The 22,498-nt window shown below is 72.8% G+C and carries 22 protein-coding genes; 6 read left to right on the top strand and 16 right to left on the bottom strand.

Annotation, left to right across the window (positions count from 1 at the left end; translation table 11 throughout):
- Window positions 1-18 precede the first annotated feature (18 nt).
- Complete coding sequence (locus tag ACICHK_RS29950) at window positions 19-642, bottom strand: TetR/AcrR family transcriptional regulator (RefSeq protein WP_406839287.1); 624 nt, start codon at window positions 640-642, stop codon at window positions 19-21.
- Between the two features lie 177 nt (window positions 643-819).
- On the opposite strand from ACICHK_RS29950, the gene ACICHK_RS29945 reads away from it, so the two are divergent.
- Window positions 820-1,533 (top strand): SDR family oxidoreductase, encoded by a 714-nt coding sequence (locus ACICHK_RS29945; protein WP_406839286.1) that lies wholly within the window; start codon window positions 820-822, stop codon window positions 1,531-1,533.
- A 100-nt stretch (window positions 1,534-1,633) separates the two neighbouring features.
- Window positions 1,634-2,557 (top strand): LLM class F420-dependent oxidoreductase, encoded by a 924-nt coding sequence (locus ACICHK_RS29940; RefSeq protein ID WP_406839285.1) that lies wholly within the window; start codon window positions 1,634-1,636, stop codon window positions 2,555-2,557.
- Window positions 2,558-2,802: 245 nt separating this feature from the next.
- On the opposite strand, the gene ACICHK_RS29935 is transcribed toward ACICHK_RS29940, so the two are convergent.
- The 4 genes from ACICHK_RS29935 to ACICHK_RS29920 all read right to left on the bottom strand — a co-directional run bounded on the left by ACICHK_RS29935 (window position 2,803) and on the right by ACICHK_RS29920 (window position 5,721).
- The gene (locus ACICHK_RS29935; protein ID WP_151468664.1) at window positions 2,803-3,282 is read right to left on the bottom strand and encodes a DUF6099 family protein; all 480 of its coding nucleotides are present in this window, start codon (window positions 3,280-3,282) and stop codon (window positions 2,803-2,805) included.
- Between the two features lie 194 nt (window positions 3,283-3,476).
- A complete protein-coding gene (locus ACICHK_RS29930; RefSeq protein ID WP_406839284.1) occupies window positions 3,477-3,809 on the bottom strand; it encodes a nucleotide pyrophosphohydrolase in 333 nt (110 codons plus the stop codon).
- Between the two features lie 218 nt (window positions 3,810-4,027).
- Complete coding sequence (locus ACICHK_RS29925) at window positions 4,028-5,185, bottom strand: AAA family ATPase (protein ID WP_406839283.1); 1,158 nt, start codon at window positions 5,183-5,185, stop codon at window positions 4,028-4,030.
- A 146-nt stretch (window positions 5,186-5,331) separates the two neighbouring features.
- Window positions 5,332-5,721 carry a cell division protein SepF gene (locus ACICHK_RS29920; RefSeq protein ID WP_103548191.1) on the bottom strand — a complete coding sequence of 130 codons (390 nt, stop codon included), beginning with the start codon at window positions 5,719-5,721 and terminating at the stop codon, window positions 5,332-5,334.
- Window positions 5,722-5,896: 175 nt separating this feature from the next.
- Here ACICHK_RS29920 and ACICHK_RS29915 point away from each other — a divergent pair, with 175 nt between their 5' ends.
- From ACICHK_RS29915 to ACICHK_RS29905, 3 genes are all read left to right on the top strand, one after another.
- Window positions 5,897-6,316, top strand: a complete 420-nt coding sequence (locus tag ACICHK_RS29915) for a molybdopterin-binding protein (RefSeq protein WP_406839282.1) — start codon at window positions 5,897-5,899, stop codon at window positions 6,314-6,316.
- A 219-nt stretch (window positions 6,317-6,535) separates the two neighbouring features.
- The gene (locus ACICHK_RS29910; RefSeq protein WP_406841350.1) at window positions 6,536-8,158 is read left to right on the top strand and encodes a hypothetical protein; all 1,623 of its coding nucleotides are present in this window, start codon (window positions 6,536-6,538) and stop codon (window positions 8,156-8,158) included.
- Window positions 8,159-8,350: 192 nt separating this feature from the next.
- The gene (locus ACICHK_RS29905; protein ID WP_406839281.1) at window positions 8,351-9,142 is read left to right on the top strand and encodes an SDR family NAD(P)-dependent oxidoreductase; all 792 of its coding nucleotides are present in this window, start codon (window positions 8,351-8,353) and stop codon (window positions 9,140-9,142) included.
- Between the two features lie 94 nt (window positions 9,143-9,236).
- Here ACICHK_RS29905 and ACICHK_RS29900 read toward each other — a convergent pair whose 3' ends face one another.
- From ACICHK_RS29900 to ACICHK_RS29850, 11 genes are all read right to left on the bottom strand, one after another.
- Window positions 9,237-10,472, bottom strand: a complete 1,236-nt coding sequence (locus tag ACICHK_RS29900; RefSeq protein WP_406839280.1) for a DUF2201 family putative metallopeptidase — start codon at window positions 10,470-10,472, stop codon at window positions 9,237-9,239.
- The gene (locus ACICHK_RS29895; protein WP_406839279.1) at window positions 10,469-11,719 is read right to left on the bottom strand and encodes an AAA family ATPase; all 1,251 of its coding nucleotides are present in this window, start codon (window positions 11,717-11,719) and stop codon (window positions 10,469-10,471) included. Before ACICHK_RS29895 ends, ACICHK_RS29900 begins: the two co-directional genes overlap by 4 nt.
- A gap of 95 nt (window positions 11,720-11,814) precedes the next feature.
- Window positions 11,815-13,242: a hypothetical protein gene (locus ACICHK_RS29890; RefSeq protein ID WP_406839278.1), complete on the bottom strand. Its 1,428-nt coding sequence runs from the start codon at window positions 13,240-13,242 to the stop codon at window positions 11,815-11,817.
- Between the two features lie 113 nt (window positions 13,243-13,355).
- Window positions 13,356-14,711, bottom strand: a complete 1,356-nt coding sequence (locus tag ACICHK_RS29885) for a hypothetical protein (protein ID WP_406839277.1) — start codon at window positions 14,709-14,711, stop codon at window positions 13,356-13,358.
- A gap of 187 nt (window positions 14,712-14,898) precedes the next feature.
- A complete protein-coding gene (locus ACICHK_RS29880; RefSeq protein ID WP_406839276.1) occupies window positions 14,899-15,429 on the bottom strand; it encodes a hypothetical protein in 531 nt (176 codons plus the stop codon).
- A 144-nt stretch (window positions 15,430-15,573) separates the two neighbouring features.
- The gene (locus tag ACICHK_RS29875; protein WP_406839275.1) at window positions 15,574-16,635 is read right to left on the bottom strand and encodes an LLM class flavin-dependent oxidoreductase; all 1,062 of its coding nucleotides are present in this window, start codon (window positions 16,633-16,635) and stop codon (window positions 15,574-15,576) included.
- On the bottom strand, window positions 16,635-17,159 hold the full coding sequence (locus tag ACICHK_RS29870; RefSeq protein ID WP_406839274.1) for an SRPBCC family protein: 525 nt from the start codon (window positions 17,157-17,159) through the stop codon (window positions 16,635-16,637). The genes ACICHK_RS29875 and ACICHK_RS29870 overlap by 1 nt, the downstream gene beginning before the upstream one ends.
- A 232-nt stretch (window positions 17,160-17,391) precedes the next feature.
- Window positions 17,392-17,889, bottom strand: a complete 498-nt coding sequence (locus ACICHK_RS29865; RefSeq protein ID WP_406839273.1) for a winged helix-turn-helix transcriptional regulator — start codon at window positions 17,887-17,889, stop codon at window positions 17,392-17,394.
- 160 nt (window positions 17,890-18,049) lie between these two features.
- A complete protein-coding gene (locus ACICHK_RS29860) occupies window positions 18,050-20,002 on the bottom strand; it encodes an N-acetylmuramoyl-L-alanine amidase (protein WP_406839272.1) in 1,953 nt (650 codons plus the stop codon).
- A gap of 575 nt (window positions 20,003-20,577) precedes the next feature.
- Window positions 20,578-20,787, bottom strand: a complete 210-nt coding sequence (locus ACICHK_RS29855) for a DUF397 domain-containing protein (protein ID WP_406839271.1) — start codon at window positions 20,785-20,787, stop codon at window positions 20,578-20,580.
- Window positions 20,769-21,611 (bottom strand): helix-turn-helix domain-containing protein, encoded by an 843-nt coding sequence (locus tag ACICHK_RS29850; RefSeq protein ID WP_406839270.1) that lies wholly within the window; start codon window positions 21,609-21,611, stop codon window positions 20,769-20,771. Before ACICHK_RS29850 ends, ACICHK_RS29855 begins: the two co-directional genes overlap by 19 nt.
- Before the next feature lie 259 nt (window positions 21,612-21,870).
- On the opposite strand from ACICHK_RS29850, the gene ACICHK_RS29845 reads away from it, so the two are divergent.
- Window positions 21,871-22,119, top strand: coding sequence for a hypothetical protein (locus ACICHK_RS29845; protein WP_151468677.1), 249 nt, complete (start codon window positions 21,871-21,873; stop codon window positions 22,117-22,119).
- Window positions 22,120-22,498 lie beyond the last annotated feature (379 nt).

Below are 22,498 nucleotides of genomic sequence, written 5' to 3'. Positions count from 1 at the left end.
CCGGAGGCCAGCCGGAGATCAGCCGGAGGTCTCCGGCCCGCGGCGCTCGGCGCCGTCCCCGGCGCTCACGCCCGCGCCGGCGAGCAGGGCGGCGGCGGTCGCGAGGGCGAGACCGTCGAGGCCCCGGCCCTGCATGACGGCCCGGACGCCGGATCCGTCGAAGGCGACGGTCAGTTGGCGCGCGAGGAGCTCGGGGTCCGCCGCTCCGCCGCGCTCCGCCTCCTGCCGGAAGAACGCGGTCAGCGCGTCCTTGCAGCGGCGGGCCACCAGGCTCGCGGGGTGGTCCGGCGCCTTCAGCTCGGCGGTCACGGCCACGAAGGGGCAGCCCCGGAAGTCGGGGCGCGCGGCCATCTCCTCCAGGCGTTCGAAGACGTGCAGGACGCGCTCCCGCGGCGGCCGGTCGTCGTCGGGGGGCAGCAGGAACGCCAGATAGGCGGGCGCCCTGCGCTCCAGGCTCGCCGCCAGCACGCCGTCCTTGCTGTCGAACAGCTGGTACATCGAGCGCTTGGACACTCCGGCCACCCGGCACAGCGCCTCGACGCCGACGCCCACGCCCTCGCGGTAGAAGAGCTCCGCCGCGGCGTCGAGCAGTCGGTCACGGGTCGGTGAACCGGCGGTCTCGGTCGAGGTCACCTGTGTCATGAGCCCACCTTACGTTCTCCGCTTGCCTCCCGGAAACCGATCGGTTTACAGTGCGGACGACGCAGAAAACCGATCGGTTTACGATGTGTCCGGCGCGGCGGGCCGCATCACCGGCCTCCGCTCCCCCGTTCCGCCCGTTCCCTCCCACCCCCGGCGACCCGCAAGAGGAGAAAGCTCATGACCAGCATCGAAGGCTCGGTGGCGCTCGTGACGGGCGGCAGCCGCGGTATTGGCAGCGCCTTCGTGGACGCCCTCTACGAGCGCGGCGCCCGGAAGGTCTACGCGACCGCCCGCGACCCGCGGACCGTCACGCACCCCGACGCGGTGCCGCTGGCCCTGGAGGTCACCGACCACGCGTCGGTCGCGGCGGCCGCCGCGCAGGCCCAGGACGTCACCGTGCTGATCAACAACGCGGGCGCGACGGCCCCCACGTCGTTCCTGAACTCCCCCGTCGAGGACGTGCGGCGCGAGTTCGACGTCAACTTCTTCGGGCCGCTCCTCACCACCCGGGCCTTCGTCCCGGTCCTGGAGCGCAACGGCGGCGGGCACATCCTCACCGTCCACTCGGTGCTGTCGTGGGTCACGGTGCCCGGCGCCGACGGCTACAGCGCCGCCAAGGCCGCCCTGTGGTCCCAGAGCAACGCCCTGCGGCTGGAGCTCCAGCCGCGCGGCATCCAGGTCACCGGGCTGCACGTCGGCTACGTCGACACGGACCTGACCGCGAGCCTCGACGTCCCCAAGGTCACCGCGCACAGCGTCGCCGCGCAGGCCCTCGACGGGATCGAGACGAACGCCCACGAGGTCCTCGCGGACGCGCTCACCCGCCAGGTCAAGGCCGGCCTCTCGGGCGAACTGAGCGACCTGTACCCCCAGCTCGCCGTGGGGCGGTAGCCCGCGGCCGGCTTCGCCTTCGAAAACGCTTTGTAACGGGGGGAAGAAGCGCCAGCGGTTCGCCGCGGGACGCCTGTTGGAACCGGTGCAGGATGTGCACATGGATCTTCGAGTCTTCACAGAACCGCAGCAAGGCGCGACCTACGACACGCTGCTCCGTGTCGCCAAGGCCGCCGAAGACCTGCATTACGGAGCCTTCTTCCGCTCTGATCACTATGTGCACATGGGATCCGTCGACGGGCTCCCGGGCCCCACCGACGCGTGGATCACCCTGGCCGGCATCGCCCGCGAGACGAGCCGCATCCGCCTGGGCACCTTGATGACCGCCGGAACCTTTCGCCTCCCCGGCGTCCTCGCCATCCAGGTCGCCCAGGTCGACCAGATGTCGGGCGGCCGCGTCGAACTCGGCCTGGGCGCCGGGTGGTACGAGGCCGAGCACACGGCGTACGGCATCCCGTTCCCGAAGGAGAAGTTCGGCAGGCTGGAGGAGCAACTCGCCGTCGTCACCGGGCTGTGGGGCACTCCGGTCGGCGAACGGTTCACCTTCGACGGGACGTACTACCAGCTCAAGGACTCGCCCGCGCTGCCCAAGCCCGCGCAGTCGAAGGTGCCCATCCTGATCGGCGGCCACGGCGCCCGGCGGACCCCGGCGCTCGCGGCGCGCTTCGCCGATGAGTTCAACATCCCTTTCGCCTCGGTCGCGGACACGGAGCAGCAGTTCGGCCGGGTCCGCGCGGCTTTGCGGCGGACCATGCGCAAGGCCGACGAACTCGTCTATTCCAACGCCCTGGTGGCCTGTGTCGGTCGGACCGACGCCGAGGTGAGGCGGCGGGCGGACGCCATCGGCCGCGATGTCGACGAACTGAAGGCCAACGGACTCGCGGGCTCTCCGGCGGAGGTCGTCGAACGGATCGCCCGGTACCAGGCGGTCGGTTCGCAGCGGATGTACCTCCAGATGCTCGACCTGGCCGATCTGGACCACCTGGACCTGATCGCCTCCGAGGTGGCACCACAGCTCGACTGACCACCTCCGAGGTGGCACCACAGCTCGACCGACCGCCTCCGAGGCCGCGACGCCGCTCGGCCGACCGCCTCCGAGGCCGCGACGCCGCTCGGCCGACCGCCTCCGAGGCCGCGACGCCGCTCGGCCGACCGCCTCCGAGGTGGCACCGCCGCTCGGCCGACCGGCCGGGCGGCGCGGGGGCCGGCGCGCGGCTCGGGCATGCGGGCGGTGGCGCGCGGTTCACGGGTGCGCGGGGGCGTGGTCTTCTATCCCGCGGCCGAGTCCCGTTCCACCACGCGTTTCTCGTCCCGCACCGCGAGACGTCTCAGCATTTCCAGGACGCGGTCCCGGGACTCGTCCGCCGCGTCGATCGCCTCCATGCACTGCCAGTAGGTCCCCTCGTCGTCCGCCGCGCAGGCGATGCCGACCAGGGCCATGCCGACCTCGGCGAGGAGGCCGCCCAGGCAGAGCAGGGCCTCGCGCGCGTCGCCCAGCTCCGTGAGCCGGGCGGCCCGTAAGGCGCCGACCTCCAGGGCGTGGTCGCCCAGGATTCCGCAGCCGCGGCCCGCCAGTTCGGTCAGCCCCAGGGCCTCACCCCGGAGTTCGGGGGGTCCGGACACGGCGAGGCGGCTGCCGATCGCCTGCGCCAGGGAATGCGCCTGCCACGCCTCCGCCATCACCTCCGCAGTCTCGCCGCTCTCCGCCAGGGCACGTCTGCTCGCCGCGATGAGCCGCACCGCTTCCATGCGCTGCCCCCGTCTGTCCGACGCGCTCTCGCACGTCCAGCCGAACTCCCTTGTTCACTACCCAGAGTGAGGGTGCTTGAGACAGAAAGCCAGAGGAAGCCCGAAATCTGTGGACACGGAATCGCATCGGAGCGGCTCACCGATTACAGGGAGTATTGAATTCCGTTTTTGCGTGCCGGGTGGCGGGCGCCCCGTCAGGGGTTCTCCGGCACCGGGAACCTCCGCTCGTTCCGGTCGATCTTCGCCTCGAGCGCCGCGAGCGGGTCGATGCCCAGCACCTCGCAGAGCTGGAGCAGATACGCGAGGACGTCCGCGACCTCGTCGGTGACGCGGTGCGCGGTGTCCGCGTCCCGCATCACGTGGGCCGACTCCTCCGGCGTCAACCACTGGAAAATCTCCAGGAGTTCGGACGCCTCCACACTCAGGGCGGCGACCAGGTTCTTGGGGGTGTGGTACGGCTGCCAGTTCCGCGCGGCCGCGAACTCGGCCAGTCTGCGCTGCAGCGTCGCTACGTCCAGTCCACTCACGGCGTCAGGTGTATCACTCCTGGCCCGGTCCGCTCACGGCGCCAGGTCCACCACTCCTGGCCCGGTCCGCTCACGGCGCCAGGTCCACCACTCCTGGCCCGGTCCGCTCACGGCGTCAGGTCCACCACTCCTGGCCCGGTCCGCTCACGGCGCCAGGTCCACCACTCCTGGCCCGGTCCGCTCACGGCGCCAGGTCCACCACTCCTGGCCCGGTCCGCTCACGGCGCCAGGTCCGCCACCGTGACCCCGGCCGTCCCGGACACGTGGGCCCCGTCGCTCACCGCGCCCAGCAGCCGGACGTGCCCCCGCTCGCACATCCGCGCCGCCAGCCGCACCAGTTCACCGGTCTGCCGGGCGTCCAGTCCGCGGTCGAGGCCGTCGGCCAGGACCGTCAGCGACTGGAACGCGGCCGGGACCTCACCCGCCGGGTCGGCCTCCAGGACACCGGGCCCGGTGAGCAGCACGAGGGCCAGCGCGAGATACCTCAACTCGCCGTCCCCGAGCAGCCCGAGCGGCGTGCGGACTCCGTCGCCGCGGTCGAGGAGGGCACGGACGGTGCCGTCACCGAGCACCTCGGCCAGGACGTCCGTGACCGGACCGGCGCATCCGGCGCGGACCGCCGTGACCAGGTGGGCGTACCGGTGACCGCACTCCGACCTCGTGCGCCACAGCACTTCGGCGAGATTGCCGCAGCCGCGCAGCAGCCGCCCCGAGCCGAGCGGAACGGGGGCGCGCACGGAGTCCGGGTCGGGATCGCAGACGTAGACGGACCGCAGCGCGAGCACCATCTGCTCCGCCGCGGCCAGGACCTGCCGCTCCCCCGCGGTGCGGCCCGCGACGCGCAGGGGCAGCAGAGCGGTGCCGAGGCGGTCGTCGGGGAGCGGGACCCGTGTCACCGAGGAGGAGCCGCCGGTGTGCCAGGCGGCCTGGACGAAGGGACGGCCCGGGTCGCGCAGCGCCGTCTCCAGCAGGGTCCGCCCTCCCGCCGACAACCGCTCGCCCACGACGCGCAGTCCGGGTTCGGCCTGGACGGCGACATCGAGCCGGACCGGGCCCTCGGGTCCGTCGACCGTGCAGCCGATGCGGAAACCCCGGCGGTGCTGGGCGTCGGGCCGGGACCGCTCGGGCACGCAGGCGGCCGGGTCCGGGAACACCTCCTGGAGCCCGGCACCGGCGCCGAGCCGCGCCAGCGCCTCGTAGGCCCGCAGCGCGGTCGTCTTGCCGCTGCCGCTGGGACCCACGACGAGGGTGAACGGCCCGAGCGGGAGCCGGACGCGGCGATGGGCGGCGAAGGCGGCGAGCCGCAGCTCGGTGACGCCCGGACGGACCGGGCGCGCCTCCACCGCCGCGGGAGCCTCCGGCGAGGACAGGGTCATATGCGGACGGTAGGCCTCCACGGCAAGGCGAACCGTTACGCCCGGGGGACCTTCCTACGATCGGGGGACGGGCTCCCGATCGAGGCCGGACGCCGCCGGAAGCCGGACGCCGTCAGAGGCCGGACGCCGTCAGAGGCTCGACGTCGTCAGAGGCCGGGAACCCCGACCCCCTCCATCAGACCGCGGACCTCGGTCCCCGGGGGCGTCAGCAGGAACACGTTCCGGTCGACCCGGTGCATGCCGCTGGCGAGGCCGAAGACCACGCCCGTACTGAAGTCCAGGACCCGCTTGGCGACCTCGGTCTCCGCGCCGGTCAGGTCGAGGAGCACGGGGATGCCCGACATGAGCGTCTCGGCGACGTCGCGGGCGTCCGCGAAGACGTTGACCCGCAGGACCACGAAGCGGCGCCGCGTCTCGGTCTCGGCCTCGGGGATCGACCGGTGACGCACCGCCGACGGCCAGGCGTCCCGGCCGCGCAACGGAACGACCTGGGCGAGCCCTTCCCACTGTTCATCGGTGACGTCGTGGCCGTTCATCGATCCACCCCGTCCTGGCTCGCACTCGTTGTCTGCACCGGGCAATTCTTACGCATGGTCACCCGTTCGGCCCAACAACGACACGGTAGGCGACCCGGACCGGGAACCGGCCCGTACGGCAAACTACGCATATGCCCACGTATCCATCGCACAGTACGGCGAACGAGGCCTCCCCATGAGTCTGAGCATCCGCAATCAGCTCCCCGGCACCGTCGTCTCCGTCACCCCCGGTGAGGTGATGGCGACGGTGAAGGTCCGGCTCGACGCCGGACAGGAGATCACCGCGGCCGTCACCCTGGAGGCCGTGCGGGAGCTCGGCCTGGCGGCCGGTTCCCCCGTGCGGGCCCTGGTCAAGTCCACGGAGGTCTCCCTCGCGACCGGTCCGGTGGACGGGCTGAGCATCCGCAACCGGCTGCCCGGCACGGTCACCGACGTCACCTCCGGCGGCGCCATGGCCCGCGTCAAGGTCCGGATCGCGGGGGCCGAACTGACCTCCGCGATCACCCGGGACGCGGTCGCGGAACTGGGGCTCTCGGAGGGTACCGAGGTCGTCGCGCTCATCAAGTCCACCGAGGTGTCGCTGTCCGGCGGCTGACGTGTCCGACGGCCGGCGGGTGTGCTCTTACTCGCCTCACACCGGACTCTTCACGTCCCGTCGCACACCGCTCACCAGCGAGAATTAGCGTACGGGGCCGTGTATTCGGCAGAAATCAAGCCGGCGCCCGCCCACCGGCAGGCCCCTTCGGCGGTCTCCCCCGGCGGGCCGGCCGCACGACGGGACCCGGACGAGGCGCCCGCGCAGTGGCACCGCCTCCTGACGCTCCTGGCCGACATCAGCCTGTTCATCGGTACGCGCCCCCTGTGGGCGCAGGCCGTCGGTCACCGGCTCGTCGTGGCGGCGGTCGTCTCGCTCTGCTACGCCTCGATCCTGGCGACGGGCGTCCTGACCCTCGTGGTGCGCCGGGGCCGCTCGCTGGCGCGGCTCGACCTCGTCGTCCTGGTCACCGCGGTGACGCTCGTCGTGTGCGGACTGGTCATGAGCCACCGGGGCAGCGACGAGTCGGTCCTGACCACCCAGGCCGCCCGCGAGCTCGTCGCCGGCCATCAGGTCTACGGGCGTCCGTGGCCCTGGCTCTTCGACCACGGCGTCGCCCTCACCGCGACGATGAACGGCGGCTACGACTACACGTACGGCTATCCGCCGCTCGCGCTGATGCTCACCGCGCCGCTGCTGTGGGTCGGACACGGTTCGGCCGCCGCGACGGCGGTCAGCACCGGGGCCCTGATCGCGGGCGCGGTCACCATGTGGCGGATGCTGCCGGTGCCGTGGCGGTCGGCCGCGACGATCACCTGTCTCGGTCTCGGCCTGCTGCCGACGTACGCGCGGCTCGGCTATCCGGCGGTCCTCGCCTGCGCCCTACTCGTCCCCGTGGTCGTGGGATGGCCGCGGACCGGCGGCGGGGGCCGGGGCGACCTCGTACGGGCTGCCTGCCTCGGGGCGGCCTGCGCGGCGCAGCAACTCCCCTGGTTCCTCGCGCCGTTCCTGCTGGCCGGGGTGTACGCGCTGCGCCGCGGCGACCTCGGCGCGCGGGCGGCGGCGGTCGCGGTGGGCCGCTTCGTCGGCGTCGTCGCCACCACCTGGCTGCTGATCAACGCGTACTTCGTCGTGAGCGAGCCGCGCTCCTGGCTCTCCGGGATCGCGCTGCCCCTCACCCAGGACGCGAACGTCCACGGGCAGGGCCTGGTCGACATCTCGCTGTACTTCACCGACGGCAGCGACCGCCTCGTCTGGTACGCGCACGCGAGCCTGCTGCTCGCGGCGGGTCTGCTGGCGCTGTTCGTGCTGTTCGTACGGCGGCTGGGACCGGCGGCGACGGTGCTGCCCTGGTGCGCCTTCTACGTGGCGACCCGTTCGCAGGACGGCTACTACCTGCTGATGACGCCGTTGTGGGTGGCCGCCGCGGTCACCGCGCCCTGGCAGTCCTTCAGGACCGCGTGGCAGCCCCGCCCCGCCTTCCTGCGCGGTCCGCGCCGGCGCGGGGCCCGGGTGGCCGCGGTCGTCCTGCTGCTGGCCCCGTCGGCGGCCGCGGTGGGCGTGGCGGCCACCGGGTCACCGCCGCTGCGCATGCGGGTCACCGAGGCGCGCCGCACCGCCCGGGCGCTGACCGGCATCACGGTCGGGGTCACCAACCTCGGTGCCGCGGCCCTGAGTCCGCACTTCCTGCTGGCCACGGGCCAGGGCACGAGCCCCTACTGGACGGTGGCGTCCGGCCCCTCCACCCTGGCCGGACACTCCTCCGGCCGCTACGAACTCCGGCCCCCGGAGGGCGGTTTCGCGCTCCCGCGGGCCGGTGCACGCGTGCGTCTGCAGGCCGTCTCGGCGGCGCCGATGACCCTGTCGAGCACGGACCTCCAGCTGTCGGCGGAGCGGCCCTGAGCACCGTGCCGCGCGTCCTCCCCCGACGGCGGATCGGTGCGCACGGCTGTTCGCCGGGCACCGGCGCGTGCTGGAATGTCCCGTCGCCCGGCTGCACGCGGACGCGCGCCGTCCGGATCCGCACCCGGATCCATGCCGGACCGGCGAGGTCGTGAAGGTCACCATCGCCGAACCACCGGGACTGTGATGTCGATGACGAGGACGTCGGACTTCTCGCACCGCACGGGCGTCGCGTTCGTGTCGGGCGGCACCGGAGGCATCGGCGCGGCGATCGTGCGGATCCTCGCCGAGCGGGGCAGTGACGTGGTGTTCACCTATCGCTCCAGCCGGGAGGCCGCCGACGCGCTCGCGGCGCGGACGGCGGAGGAGTTCGCGGAGCGGGGCCGCCGTGTCACGCCCCTGCGGCTCGACCTGGGCGAGGAGCGGTCCGTCGCCGAGGCCGTGACCGGGACGGCCGCCGCGTTCGGCGGACTGCACACCCTCGTCCACGCGGCGGGCCCGCACGTGCCGATGGTGCACCTGAGCAGAGTGACACCGAGCGAGTTCCGGACCCAACTCGATGCCGACGCGGGCGCGTTCTTCAACCTGGTGCACCCCGCGCTGCCGCTGCTGCGGGAGAGCGGGGGCAGCGTCGTCGCCGTCACCACCGTGGCCACCCGCCGGTTCCCGGTGCGCGACGGGCTCTCCTCGGGGCCGAAGGGGGCGGTCGAGGCGGTCGCCCGGGCCCTGGCCGCCGAGGAGGGCCGCTACGGCGTCCGGGTGAACTGCGTCGGACCCGGCATGCTGACCGACGGCATCGCCGCCCGTCTGATCGGGTCCGGCGAACTCGACGACGCGGCACTGGAGATCACCCGCCGCAACACCCCACTGCGTCGCTTCGGCACCGCGCGGGACGTCGCCGAGGCCGTCGCGTTCCTGGCGTCGGACCGCGCGGGCTTCATCACCGGGCAGGCGCTGGGGGTGGACGGCGGGTACAGCGTGTGAGGAGGACACCGGATCCGCTCCTCCCCGGACCCACGCCTCGCCGGACCCGTCCGACCGGTCACGCCTTGCCGGACCCGTCGGGCCGGACGGGCTTCTAGCCGATCTCGACCACGCGTGCCCAGGCGGGCGGCTCGTCGGGGACGTAGTCGGGATCGTCCTCGTCCCAGGAGTCGTCCCCGCGCGGGAAGAGACCGACGACCGTCCGGCACGGGGGCCGTTCCTCCGGCCAGGGGGTCTGCCCGTCGGTCAGGACCACGACGACGTCGGGGCACGGCCGTGCCCGGAGCGCCGCGGTGAATCCCGAGCGCAGGTCCGTACCGCCGCCGCCCAGGAGCGGAATGCCCTCGGCCCGGCACAGGGGGTGCGCGACCCTGGCCGCCGCGTCGCACGGGACCACGGTGACCAGGTCGCGGCGGCCGCCCACGGCACGGGAGATCGCGGAGACCTCCAGCAGGGCACTGCCCAGCTCCGCGTCGCTGACCGACCCGGAGGTGTCGATGACCACCGAGACCCGCGGCGGTCTGCGGCGCAGGCTGGGCAGGACGGCACCGGGCACCGAGGCGGAGCGCCGGGAGGGCCGGCCGTAGGTGTAGTCCTCCCCCGCGCCGGGCCCCGAGGCCGCGGAGCGGACCGCGGCCCCCAGCAACTCCCGCCAGGGCTGCGGCGGGTGGAAGGCCTCCTCCGCCCACCGCTGCCATCCCGCCGGGTTCTTCCCGGGGCGGGCCTTGATGCCCTGCGCGACCCGGAACCGGACCGCGTCGCGTTCCTGCGCGCTGAGGCCGTGCGCGCCGTCCGGCCCGAGGTCCCACTCCCGTGCGCGTCCGTCGGCGCCGCTGCCGCAGTCCAGCCAGGCCAGGCCCTGGGTGTGCGGCCCGAGCCGGAACTGACGGAGGTAGTCCTCCATCAGCTCGCCCGAAGGCAGGTTCAGGAACTCCGGGGTGACGGCGCCCTCGGGCCGGGCCAGCCCCTCGCCGAACGCGTCGTCGTTGATCTCGCAGTCGGCGGCGATGTTCATCCGCAGCCGCTCCGCGGGACCGGTGAGTCCGTGTTCGCGGGCGAACCGGTCGCTGCGCCCGTGGTGGTCGCGCAGCAGGTGCGAGACCTCGTGCACCCAGACGCCGGCCAGGTCCTCCACGGGCGTGCGGTCCACGAACCCCGGCGACACGTAGCACCGCCAGTACCGGTCGACGGCCATCGTCGGCACCCAGCGCGACTCCACGGTGTGCAGGGCGAACAGCGCCGTCGCCAGATAGGGCCGGGCCCGCGCCGCGTGCAGCCGGGCGGCGTAGAGCTTCTCCAGGTCCAGCGCCCCCGGTGCCCCCGCCGTCATCGGCGCGCCCCGGCGGCGACCGCGACGCGGGCCGCCGCCTCGTCCGCGCGCCGGGAGAGGGTCACGGCTCCGGCCAGCCGCTCGATGGACTCCGGGACGTCCCAGTCCTCCCGGCGCAGCGTCGCGAGCGTGGTCGCGGGAACGACCACCAGGTCCGGGGCCCCGGTGTCCAGCGCCCGTACGAGCAGTGCCCAGGCGGCGTCCCAGCGGGCCTTGTCGGGCCGCTCGCGGACCGCGGCCACCACCCCGTCGAGGACGGCCTGGCGCAGATCGCCCCGCTCGGGCAGGACGGCGCCCGCCGGGTCGGCGAGCAGGGTCTCGGGGTCGGGCAGGTCCATGCGGTCCACGCTCGCCAGCAGTTCCAGCCCCGGACCGTCGCCCACGGAGCCTCTGACCAGCAGAGAGAGCACTTCCCGTGAGGAGCCGGCGGCGTGCGCGAAGGCGATGAGCCTCAGGGTGGTCTCCCAGCTCCGGGGTGAGGGCCAGGCGCCGCCCCGGCGGGTCTCGCCGCTGGGCAGCCGGTGGACGAGTGCGGGGCGGGCGGCGAGGAGTCCGCACACCGCGCGCCGGGCGAAGTCCACGGCCTCGTGGAGCCGGTCCGGGTCGAGCCGGGGCAGGGTCGCGCGCGGCCAGGTGCCGCCGAGCCCGCGGACGACGACCTCGTGGTCGTGCGCCCACTGGAGGTGGACGAACCGGTTGGCCAGCGGCGGACTCAGTTCCCAGCCGTCGGCCGCCGAGGAGCGCGGGTTCGCGGCGGCCACGATCCGTACCCCGGGCGGCAGTCGGAGGGTTCCGACGCGCCGCTCCAGGACCAGCCGGAGCAGGGCGGCCTGGACCGCCGGGGGCGCGGTGGACAGTTCGTCCAGGAACAGCAGTCCGCGGCCGGCCCGTACGAGCCGCACCGCCCAGTCCGGCGGGGCCATGGGCACGCCCTGCTCGGCGGGGTCGTCGCCGAGGACGGGCAGACCCGAGAAGTCCGACGGCTCGTGGACGCTGGCGATCACCGTGGTCAGGGGCAGGTCCAGGGTCTCGGCGAGCTGGGTCAGGGCCGCAGTCTTGCCGATCCCCGGCTCGCCCCACAGGAGGACGGGCAGATCGGCGGCGACGGCGAGGGTCAGCGCCTCCAACTGGCTGTCGGAACGCGGTTCCGTGCCGGTGTCGCGGAGGAGCGCCGACAGGGCGTCGGCCACGTCGAGCCGGGTGGGGCCGGGCATCTCGGTCTCGGTGTGCGGGGTGTCTGTGGGCATGTCTGATCACCTTTGGGTTCGTGGACGGACCGCCCGGGCGCGGGGCTGGGCCCCGGGGGCGGTCGGACGGCTTTCGGAGAGCGGTGGACGAGCGGTCAGCGTCGGGTCGTCTCACGCGGGTGGGAGCGGTGGTCCCGGGGCCGGGCCTGCCCCGGGCGGACGCGGTCGGGAGCGGGGCCGGTCAGGCCCGCCCGGAACAGTCCGTAGGTGACGCGCCGCAGGGCGGCCTCCTGGAGTTCGTCCCGCAGGGCGCCGTCGCGCAGTACCGCGTCGGGGCCCAGCAGTCCCTCGACGACGGCCAGCGCACCGGCGGTGTCGCCGTGGCGCAGCCGTTCGCGGACCCCCGGCAGGCAGTGCGGCCGCCGGTGCGCCTCGTCGATGGCCCGGAGGCAGGGAAGCGGTGTGCCGGTCAGCGCGACCAGCAGTTCTTCCCGGCGGATCTCGGCCGGATCGTGGTCGAGCGGTACGAGGACGCCGTCGACCAGGCCGATCCGGTGGTCGGCTCCCCGGCATTCCACGAGGCGCGGCACTCCCGCCGGGTCCGCGTTCCCCTCGGGTCCGGCGGGGGTGTGTCCCGGTACCAGCGCCGGGGCGACCAGCGGATGCAGCCGCTCGGCCCCGATGACGCCGGCGCGGATCAGCGCCAGGTCGGGCAGCACCCAGGTCGCGGCGTCGGGCAGGGCCGGCACCGTGAGGCCGTCGCCGCCCCCGGCGGGCGCGGTGACGGTCCGCAGGACGGGCGGCCCGGCGCCCGCCGGGTCCGCGGCCAGCTCCAGGAGCAGCCGTCGGCGGGCCCCGAGCCGCACGGTGACGGTGCCGGCCGTGCGGCCCTCGTCGCGCAGCAGGATCCCCGCCTCGTCCGCCCACCGGCCGACGGCGCAGTCGAGGTCCCCGGGCACCGGCCCCGGTGGGTCCGCGCTCCCCGGACGGGCGCCGCCCGTCGGCAGGTCGGCCCCGCAGCGGACCCGCAGCTCACCGGTCCTGCGGGTGTCCCACAGGTGGCGGTGCAGGTCGAAGCGGTACCACCGGCTGGGCCGGGGGTGCGGATGGCGGCGGGCCCCGGTGTCGAAGGAGAACCGGTCGCGGAACGCGCCGGGCGCTCCGTCCCAGAGCGCGAGGCCGATCCGCTGACCGCCGTCCGCCCAGGCCGGTGGGGTACGGGCCACGAGGTGCACGGGATGGACGCCGTCACGCCCGGCACGGTCGTACCGGGCCAGCGTGACGGTGAGGCCGGGACGCAGCAGCCCGTCGGGGGCGACTCTCGGCATGTGCCAGCGCAGCAGGTCGGGAGCCAGGTGGCGCAGATCGCTGCGGACCCGGGACACCAGCTCACGGCCGTGCGTGCGCGTCAGCGAACGCAGATCGAAGTCGATGTCGAAGCCCGCGGCGGCGCATGCCCCCGCCCAGTCCCCGCGACGGCGGCGGACGGTCGCGGTCTCGATCATGGTGGGCGGCACGGCGAAGTCACGCACGCGCGGCCAGAAGGAGAGGAGGGAATCCTCGTACGCGGTCGAAGTGAGCATCAGCACTCACTTCGTGCGGACGGGTCCCCCAATCTGATTGCGGAGGAAGTCATCATCGTGGGGAGCGTAACCCGGCACCGACGATCTGTCAGGTGCTTTCGTACGCGGACGGATCAGGCCGGGCTCTTGGCCTCGGGGGGTCCCGCCACGGGTCCGTCGCCGGGGCCGATCAGATGCGGGGTGCCGTCGTCGTCGAGGAACTCGACGATCGCCAGGGCCAGCAGTGCCAGGACGGCGATCCAGATGGTGACGGCGGCCGTGGGGTAGTTCCAGACGAGCAGGATGGCGGCGGCGACCGCGACGACGGTCCAGTTCAGCCACTTCTTGGTCCGGTGCACCCACGCGCCGACCGCGCCGAGTTCGGCCCCGGTCGCGGTCCGCACGGCACCGATGCCGCCGGTCCAGGCGGCGTTGACCCGCCGGGCCGCCCGGCCCCTGCCGGTCAGCCACGCGGCCAGCGCCACGATGATGCCGAGGGTGATGATCAGGCGTACCGACGTCCGCAGGTAGCGCACCAGGGTGTCGAAGACCGACGCGGCGGCGGGCTGGGAGACCTGCGCCGGGAGACCGTCGAGATAGATCTCCCGGAAGATCCACAGGGCGATGCCGAGGACGGCGGCCCCGGCCGCCACCAGGAGCGCCGCCGTGATCAGGGCGCGGCGCCTGCGCACGGCGAGCAGCACACCGCCGGCCGCCAGCAGCAGGGTCAGGACCGGCAGCCAGAACCCGACCAGTTCGAGCAGCCGGTAGAGCCTCTTGGCCTTGCCGATGGAGTCGGACGTCAGCACCGTGAAGTTGGTGTGGATCTGGGGGATCTTCGCGGCGACGCCGAGTCCCTGGTCCACGAGGTCCTGCTTGACCTGGTCGATGACGGGGGCGAGGTCGATGACGACGGCGTCGTTGGTGAGCTTCACCGCGCCGCCGCCCTTTCCGGTCAGCGCCTTGTCGACGGCGGCATGCGCTCTGCGGTTCAGATTGGTCCACAGGGTGGCGAACGCGTCGCTGCTGACGAACTTCAGCGCCACGGTGTGCACGAAGTCCTTGACGCCGCTGGTGATCGCACCGCTGATCGGCCCGAGGGCCTGGGCCAGCCGGGGCCGGTCGGCGGGTGCGACCGACTGGAGCAGCGTCTCGACGTCGACGTGCTGCATCACCGCGTCGGTCACCCGGTTGGCGACGGCGTTCTGGATGTCCGGGTCGGAGGCGAGCGGTTCCATGGTCTGCACGTACCGGTCGGTGTTCCCGATCAGATCGCTCGACCAGGCCGCCACGGCGCTCAGCGGGGTGAGCAGGGCGGCGAGGAGGACCAGCACGACCGCGAAGGTCGACCGGACGCGGTGGTGCTCGCGCCTCGGCCGGCTCTGCTCCAGTTCGGCGACGCGGGCCCGCAGTTCGGCGATCTCCCGCGCGTCACCGCCGCCCGTACCACCGCCGCTCGCGGCGCCGCCGCCCACGTCTCCGGTGCTCACGTCGTCTCCGGATCGTCGGCGGTGCCCGCGACGGCGCGCGCGGGCAGGGCCGCCCGCGTCGGGTCGGTCACGTCATCCATGGCGTGTCTCGTTCCGCTCGGTTTCCGCTCGGTCCGGTTCGTGGGTGCGACGGCACTGCGGCGGCCCCTTCCCGGCGCCCGCCCGCGGGCGGGCCGGACAGGGGGTGTCAGCGTGGTGGGGCGGCGGGCCGGTACGTGGCCAGGGCCCAGATGACGAAGACGTCGATGGCCAGCAGGATGACCGACCAGATCGGCGCGTACGGCAGGAACATGAACTGGAAGAGCATGCTCAGCGAGGCCAGCACGATGCCGGTGACCCGGGCCCACCCGGCGTCCTTGAGGATCCCCCAGCCGGTGACGACGGCGACCGCGCCAAGGATCAGCAGGATCCAGCCCCAGCCGGTGAGGTTGATGCGGTAGACGTAGTCGTTCACGCGCGCGTAGACGTCGTCCTTGGCTATCGCGGAGATGCCCTGGAGGATGTTGAGGCCGCCGTTCACCAGCAGGAGGACGCCCGCGAAGGTCACTCCGCCCGCCGCCCAGCCGCTGCCGCCCGAGGGCGGCGGCCCCATGCCTCCCGCGGCGGGGCCGGCTCCGGACCACTGGTCCCCCCACAGCGGCATGTCTCCGCCACTGGGCTGGGATCCCGTGCCGCCACCGGGCGGGGGTCCCGGAGGCCTCGAAGAATCCTGGCTCATGCTCGACCACCTCGCTGCGCTGTCGGCCGCCGGCCGTCCCCGGGCCGGAAGCACCGGGGAATTCGAGCGTCCGCCCGCCGCGCCTGCCCCGCCACGGGAGTTCCGCCGGCCGGGTGACGGCCGGCGGCTTCCCGGCGTCGGGGATCACCCGGCGGTCGGCGGATCCTCCTCGGACACGAGGTCCAGCGCGCGTCCCAGCGTCGTGAGCCGCTCGTCCAGGGTGGCGCCGGCGGGGTAGAGGCGGACGGTGTCGACACCCGCGGCGCGCCAGACGCGCAGCCGTTCACGGACCATGTCCTCGGTGCCGATCAGGGTGGTCCCGAGGACCATCTCGTCGCTCACGAGCCCGGCGGCGCCGTCCCGGTCCCCGGCCTGCCAGCGCTCACGGATCTCGGCGGCGACGTCCGCCCAGCCCTGCCTGCTGTACGCGGCGTTGTAGAAGTTGGTGGTGGCGGAGCCCATTCCGCCCAGGCTGAAGGCGAGTTCCTTCTTCCGGCCCGCGACCATGGCGCGCAGCGCGTCCTCGTCCTCCGCGAAGGCCACTTCGGCGCCCTGGCAGACGTCGAGGTCGGCACGGACGCGGCCCGCCGCCGCGAGGCCCGCGTCCAGGTGGTCGAAGTACGCCTCCTTGGCGCCCTCGGGCACGAAGCTGGTGCCCAGCCAGCCGTCGGCGATCTCGCCCGTCAGGTGCAGCATCCTCGGCGAGAGCGTGGCGAGATAGACAGGCAGGTCGTGCTCGGCACGCATGGACATCCGCATGGGCCGTGCCTCACCACCCGGCAGCGGGATCGTGAACTCCCTTCCCTCATACGAGAGTTTTTCCCCGGCGACCGCCTGCCGGACGATCTCCACGGTTTCCCGCATCCGGGACAGCGGACGCGCGAACGGCACGCCGTGCAGCCCCTCGATCACCTGCGGGCCGGAGGGGCCGAGGCCGAGGAGGAAGCGCCCGTCGGAGATGTTGGAGAGCGTGATCGCGGCACGGGCGATGGCCGCCGGGGTGCGGGTCCCGAGCTGGATGATCCCGGAGCCGAGCAGCAGCCGGTCGGTCCGCGCCGCCAGGTAGCCCAGCGGGGAAGGGGCTTCGGAGCCCCAGGCCTCCGCGACCCAGCAGATGTCCATCCCGAGCTTCTCGGCCTCGACCACGAAGTCGACGGTCTCCCGCCAGTCGCCCGCCGATGCCTCGATCGTCGTGGAGGTACGCATCAGGCGTCCGCCCCTTCCACGCCCTCGGCCAGCTTCCCGATCGCCGCGACGGTGTCCTTCATGCTCCGCTCGAACTCCCGCAGCCGCACGAACACGATCTTCTGCTCCTTCTCCGGCATCCGGTCGATCGCGAAGGAGAGCCCGGAGCGGCCCGGCCCCATCCGCATCCACTGGGTCAGCTCCGTGCCGCCGTCCGCCTCCTCCAGGCCGAACCGCCAGAGGGCGCTGGGGTGTCCGGGGTCCCCGACGGCCCAGGAGAACACCCGGCACGGCTCGCACTCCACCACGTACGAGGTGGTCTCCCACTCCCCCAGCGACTCGTGTCTGCTGCGCCCCGTGAAACGGGCTCCGACGCGCGGCGCCGTCACGCCGTCGAGCCACTCGACCGACTGGAGCTCCGCGCTCAGGTCCGGCATCAGACGGATGTCGGAGACGAGGTCCCACACCCGTCGCGGTGGAGCGTCGATCCGTGTCCGCACCTCGACGGTCGGCTGGTCCGCGTAGCGCGCGCCCGTCCACTCCATGAGTCTCCGGCCTTCCTCTCGTCCCCCAGGATCCCACCCGCCCCAGGCCTCTGACCTTGAGAGTTGCGTAGATAGACTGTCATGTCAAGGAAAACCGCTCCCGGCGCGGGGCCGGAAGCGGGAGCGGTCGCGAGAACCGGAGGGAAACCGGCGGGAAACCGGTGGGAGGAACTTGCGGGAGGAACCCGCAGGAGAGACCGGAGCGAGGACGGACCGGGAGGCCGGATCCCGCTCAGGCGCTGAAACGCCTCTGGATGTCCGGCCGTTCGGCGAGGTGGGGCGGGTAGCCGGGGCCGATCCGCGGACGGGTGTCCTCGGCCGTCATCGGTTCGCCGCAGTCGGCGCACACCACCGCGGCCTCGGCCTCGTGCCCGCAGCGGTCGTGGTGGAAGACGACCGGCGCCCCCCGCTCACCGCCGAGCCAGCGGTTGCCCCAGCTGTTCATGGCGGCCAGCACCCCGAAGAAGTCCCGGCCCATCTCGGTGAGCACGTAGTCGTACCGCACCGGGTCCGTCTGATAGGCCCGCTTCTCCATGAGCCCCTCGTCGACCAGCCGGCGGAGCCGGTCGGTCAGGGTGTTGCGCGCGATGCCGAGCTCCTGCTGGAACGCGTCGAAGCGCTTGATCCCGTAGAACGCCTCGCGCAGCACCAGCGGTGTCCACCAGTCGCCGAGCAGGTCCATCGTGCGCGCGATGGAACAGGGCCAGTTCGCAAAAGAAGTCCGCCTCACGCACCCAGCATACGAAGGTCTCGGAAAAGAACCCGGCAGGTCGGGGCGGAGTGGCCGGGGTACGCGGGGTACGCGGGGCACGCGCCCCCGAGGGCCCCGGCCGGCCCGGCCACGCGCGCCGCCCGTCGGGCGGGTGGGCGTGACGGGCCGGAGCCGGGGGTCAGACGCCGGTCGCCGTCACGTCCGACGAGTAGACCAGCGCGACACGGTGGTTGTACTGGATGGTGTACATCTGCTTGGCGCCGGTGACGACCGCTCCGGACGTGAAGTAGTCGACGGTGTTGGCCGGCGGCCGGGTGGCGACGTACGCCTGACCGACGGGAACCGTGTACCAGCTGATCGGCGCCTGCGTCGACGGGGACAGCCCCGCGGGGTACTCCGCCCGGTCGGGGTAGCCGGAGCCGTAGACCGCCACCGGCGTGGTGCCCGCGGCGGAGACCAGCGTCACGTCGTGCGCGGGAGTGGTGTTGACGCCGCCCGGGTTGTGGAACCAGACCATGGAGCCGCTGTACCAGATGGCGGTCCAGTCACCTTCGACACCCGCCACGACGAACTGCTGCCCCGCCTGGGCGGTGGACCCCCAGTCGCTGATCTGGTCGGTGCCCGCCGCGCCCTTGTGGATGGCCTGATCGCCGAAGAGCGGGGCCGTGTCACTGGGAGCGGTGCGCAGGAAGACGAAGTTGGAGGACTGCTGCCGCTCGGTGCACGAAGGAGTGGCACCGGTGGGATCGTCGATGGGACAGACCTGCACGGTCTGCTGGTTCTCGGTGAAGCCGGGAGTGATCGTCACCGCCGAGCCGACCGGGCCGACCCCGTGCTCGCCCGTCACCGGAGCGCCGACCAGGCTCATCAGGTGCTCCCAGTCCCAGGACGCGCCCGGGTCCCAGTGCATGCCCGCGACGAGACTGGAGTTCGGACCGGCGACGTTGTCGTGGCCGATGATGTGCTCACGGTCCAGCGGGATGCCGAAGCGGTCCGCGAGGTAGCGCACCAGGGACGCCGTGGCCTCGTACTGCGCCTCGGTGTACCAGGTGCCCCCGTGCGCGGCGTAGCCCTCGTGCTCGATGCCGATGGAGTGCAGGTTCGTCGAGTAGTTGCCGGCGTGGTAGGCGACGTCCTTGGTCGGCACCATCTGCGTCACCGCGCCGTCCGAGGCCCGCATCACGTAGTGCGCGGAAGCGCCGCCCGCTTTCTGGAACGTCGCGATGGCCGACTCGTACGACGACTCGGTGTCGTGGATGACGATCGTGTCGATCCTGATGCCGTTGGCCGGACGGTTGGAGACCTGGCCGTTGGACGAGGCCGCCGGTACGAAGGTGCACGAGACCTCCGCCGGACACTCGGTCGCCGCCGCCGTCGCGACGCCGGCCAGGGAGAGCCTGTCCAACTGCCCCTTGTCGGCACGGACCCCGCTGTCGGCGCCCAGGGTCACCCGCTGGCCGTCCTGGGTGACGCGCGTGGCCCCGTTCCTGACGGTGGCGAAGACGCGGTCGGCGAACGCGGTGGCGCTGCGCTTCTGCGACGAGCCGCTGTAGCGGGCCACCGCCCCGTACCACCGGCCCGCGTCCGAGGGCCGGCCGCCGGAGACGGCCTGCTGGTAGGAGGCCAGGAGCGCGGCACCGCCCGCGATGTTGGCGGCGGGGTCGTCGCGCAGTTCGGCGGGGGTCAGACCGGTGAGCTTCGCCGCGGCCTGCAGCGTGTGCAGGGCGGGGTCCTTCGCCCTGGCCGCGAGGTCCGCCCGCCCCACCGCTCCGGCCGGACCGCCGGCCAGCATCGCGGGGGTGACGTCGGTGAGGTGCATCGGACCGTAGCCGCCGCTGGTGCTCATCTCGCCCGAGTGGGCGTCCCACGCCGACTCCTGGTACGCCACGGCCAGCAACACCCCTACGGGGACGTGGTACTTGGCGGCGGCGGCCGTGAAGTCCCGCTGTCGTGCGCTCGATCCGGCCGGGGCGGTGGTTCCGGCCCGGTCGGCGGTTCCGGCCTGCGCGGCCGTCGGCACCAGAGCGGCCAGGGTTCCCGCGGTCAGCGCGCCCGCCGCCGCTAAACCGGCCAGCCGGTGGCGTGACACGCGCTTCCGGGCAGCGCCGTCCGCCGTTCTCTTCGTCTTCACGTGCTTCCGTACTCCAGGAGGAACGGGAAGGGGTCACCTGTTCGCCGGACGGCCGAACCGGTGACACCTCGAGGTGGGAATGGGGAAATCCGGGGATCGCCGCACAACGGGCGTCCCCGAAAAGGATTTCCGGCGCCTTACATTACGCGCCGATTCACAGCTTCCCGCACGCGGCACGAACGTCACGCCGAGAACGGGGACGGCGAGTCAGACTCTTCGTCTGTTCATATCGCTCGACGTCCCTCCATGTCTGACGGCATCACAGGCCGGGAGGTTCCCTCGACCGGCGTGCATCACAACTGCCGGCCAAGGCGACGGAGGACCTGTGGACCCATTACATGTCGAAATGGACACCGGGGGGCGGTCATTTCCATGACGGCACTCGCGGGGACCGCGCTCCACCGGCACGGCAAAGGCGAGATGCCGCCGGAATCGCATTATTCGCACACATGGGGCTTTCGAATCTCCCCGCTCACGGCTTCCGGTATGCCCATGGATGTTCCGGGCGCACCTCTTATCCCGTGCGGCCTTCCCGGACTACGAAAGGGCGTGAATTCGCCTCCGGGTACGTCGGCTCAGTCGCCCAGCCGCCCGCTCCGGACCGCCGAGACGAAGGAAGTCCAGCCGGCGGCCGGGAACACGAGGACCGGGCCGTGCGGAACCTTGCTGTCCCGCACCGGGACGACACCGGCGAAGTCGTCGGAGACCTCGACGCACTCGCCGCCATCGGAGTTGCTGTACGAGCTCTTGCGCCAGTTGACGGCCTTCAGGTCGATGCCTCGCACGGTACTTCCTCCAGGAGGGCCAGGACGAACTTCCGCGACTCGGCCGGGGACAACGCCAGGTCACGCATCGCATCGTACGCACGCTGCAGTCGCTCAACCGGTGCGTCCGCTTCGATGAGTTCGCCACGGTGTGCGTTCTCGGTATACGCAACCGTAAGACTGCCCGGGAGCCGCAGGAACATCAGCGCAGTGCTGTCCAGGCCATGCATGCCCGCACTCAACGGAAGCACCTGCAAGGTCACGTTGGGCCGCTCCGCCGATTCCGCCACGTACTCCAGCTGCCCCCGCCACTCCCCCGCATCCCGCAACGGCGTCCGCAGCACCGCCTCCGACAGGATCGTCCGGAACGGCGGTGCGTCCTCCCCCTCCAACAACTCCCGGCGCCCCATCCGAGCCTCGACCTGCTGCTCGAGCTCCTTCCCCCTGAGCCCGCCCGCCGCCAGCACCTCTCGCGCGTACCCCGGCGTCTGCAGCAGCCCCGGCAGCACGCTCACCGCGAAGTGCCAGAGGCTCACCGCCTCCGCCTCCAGCGCCATGTACCGCCGGTACCGCTCCCGGAACTGCGTCTGGTCCCCGGCGGCCAGCTCCCACAGCGCGAGCAACAGACCCGGTGTCCCGTAGTGCTGGTCGAGCGCCTGGACGACCTCCGGGCTCCCCAGCGTCTCGCCGTTCTCCATCTTGCCGAACAGCGACCAGTCCCAGCCAAGCCGTTCACCGAGTGCCCGCAGGCTCGTTCCGCTCCCGGCCCGCAACGTCCGCAGCTCCTCGGCGAACCGCCGCCGCGGCTCCTGGCTGCGGCCGGTGACAACGCGCCGCTGTGGCATACGGCCGTCCCTCCTTCCGAGCCGTCGGCCCTCGACACCCCGACCACAAGGTGACATCCGCCCGGCCCGGCCCGACCGTGAAACCGGAAAGGTCCACACGGAAGCGGGACCGCCTCCGAGGACCCGTCGCCCGCGTGGAAGGTGTGGAACGACCTCCGCGCCGTGGGGAAGCACGGGCGCCTCCACGGCACGGCCGTCCGCGTCCGGCCGCATTCTCATGACACCCGCACCCCGCGGGACCGGACCGACGAGGACGCCGATGCCCCCCACACCCCGAGACCCTGACCACGCGACGACGCCCCACCCCGTCGGCGCGATCGTCCACGACACCGCCCGCGACCGTGTGGGACGGGTCATGGATCACGTGGGCCCGTACGTCCAGCTCCGCCCGCTCGCCGGGGGTCTCGAATGGGACGCCGACCCCGGCCTCCTCCGCTCCCTCACTCCGACGGAGTCGCTGAGCGCCCGGGTCGCCGAAGCCAACGCCCGCAGCAGACGGGGCAGATGACCGCACGGCGGCGGTACGGGTGACGGTGACTCAGCCGTCCGAGGAAGATCTGTCACCGAACTCGTTTCCGAACCAGGCCCCACGGAAGGCCCGTTGAAGCCCACCAGCCACTGCCACCGGAGCGTTCGGTGACGTCCGAGCAGCCGCGGGTGGTCGCCGATCCGTGAATCCGACCTCAAGACTTGGGCACAAATTCCACACATCCCCCTCTCCCTGACGGCCCCGATGGTCTAGATTGACCGTGCTTCACCTGTTCGGACACGAGCCGACCAATAATGATCTATAGGTCCGGTGCCATGGGATGCCAGCATGGGCTTCCTCGGCACCAGACTTGGGGGTGATCGGTTCTCGGGCTCGAGAGGGCTCGGGTGCGGGGAGC

It is taken from the genome of Streptomyces sp. AHU1 (assembly GCF_045343905.1).
Lineage (GTDB): Bacteria > Actinomycetota > Actinomycetes > Streptomycetales > Streptomycetaceae > Streptomyces > Streptomyces triticiradicis.
Note: the sequence above shows the minus strand (reverse complement) of the source record. Positions and strands in the feature narration are given on the sequence as shown.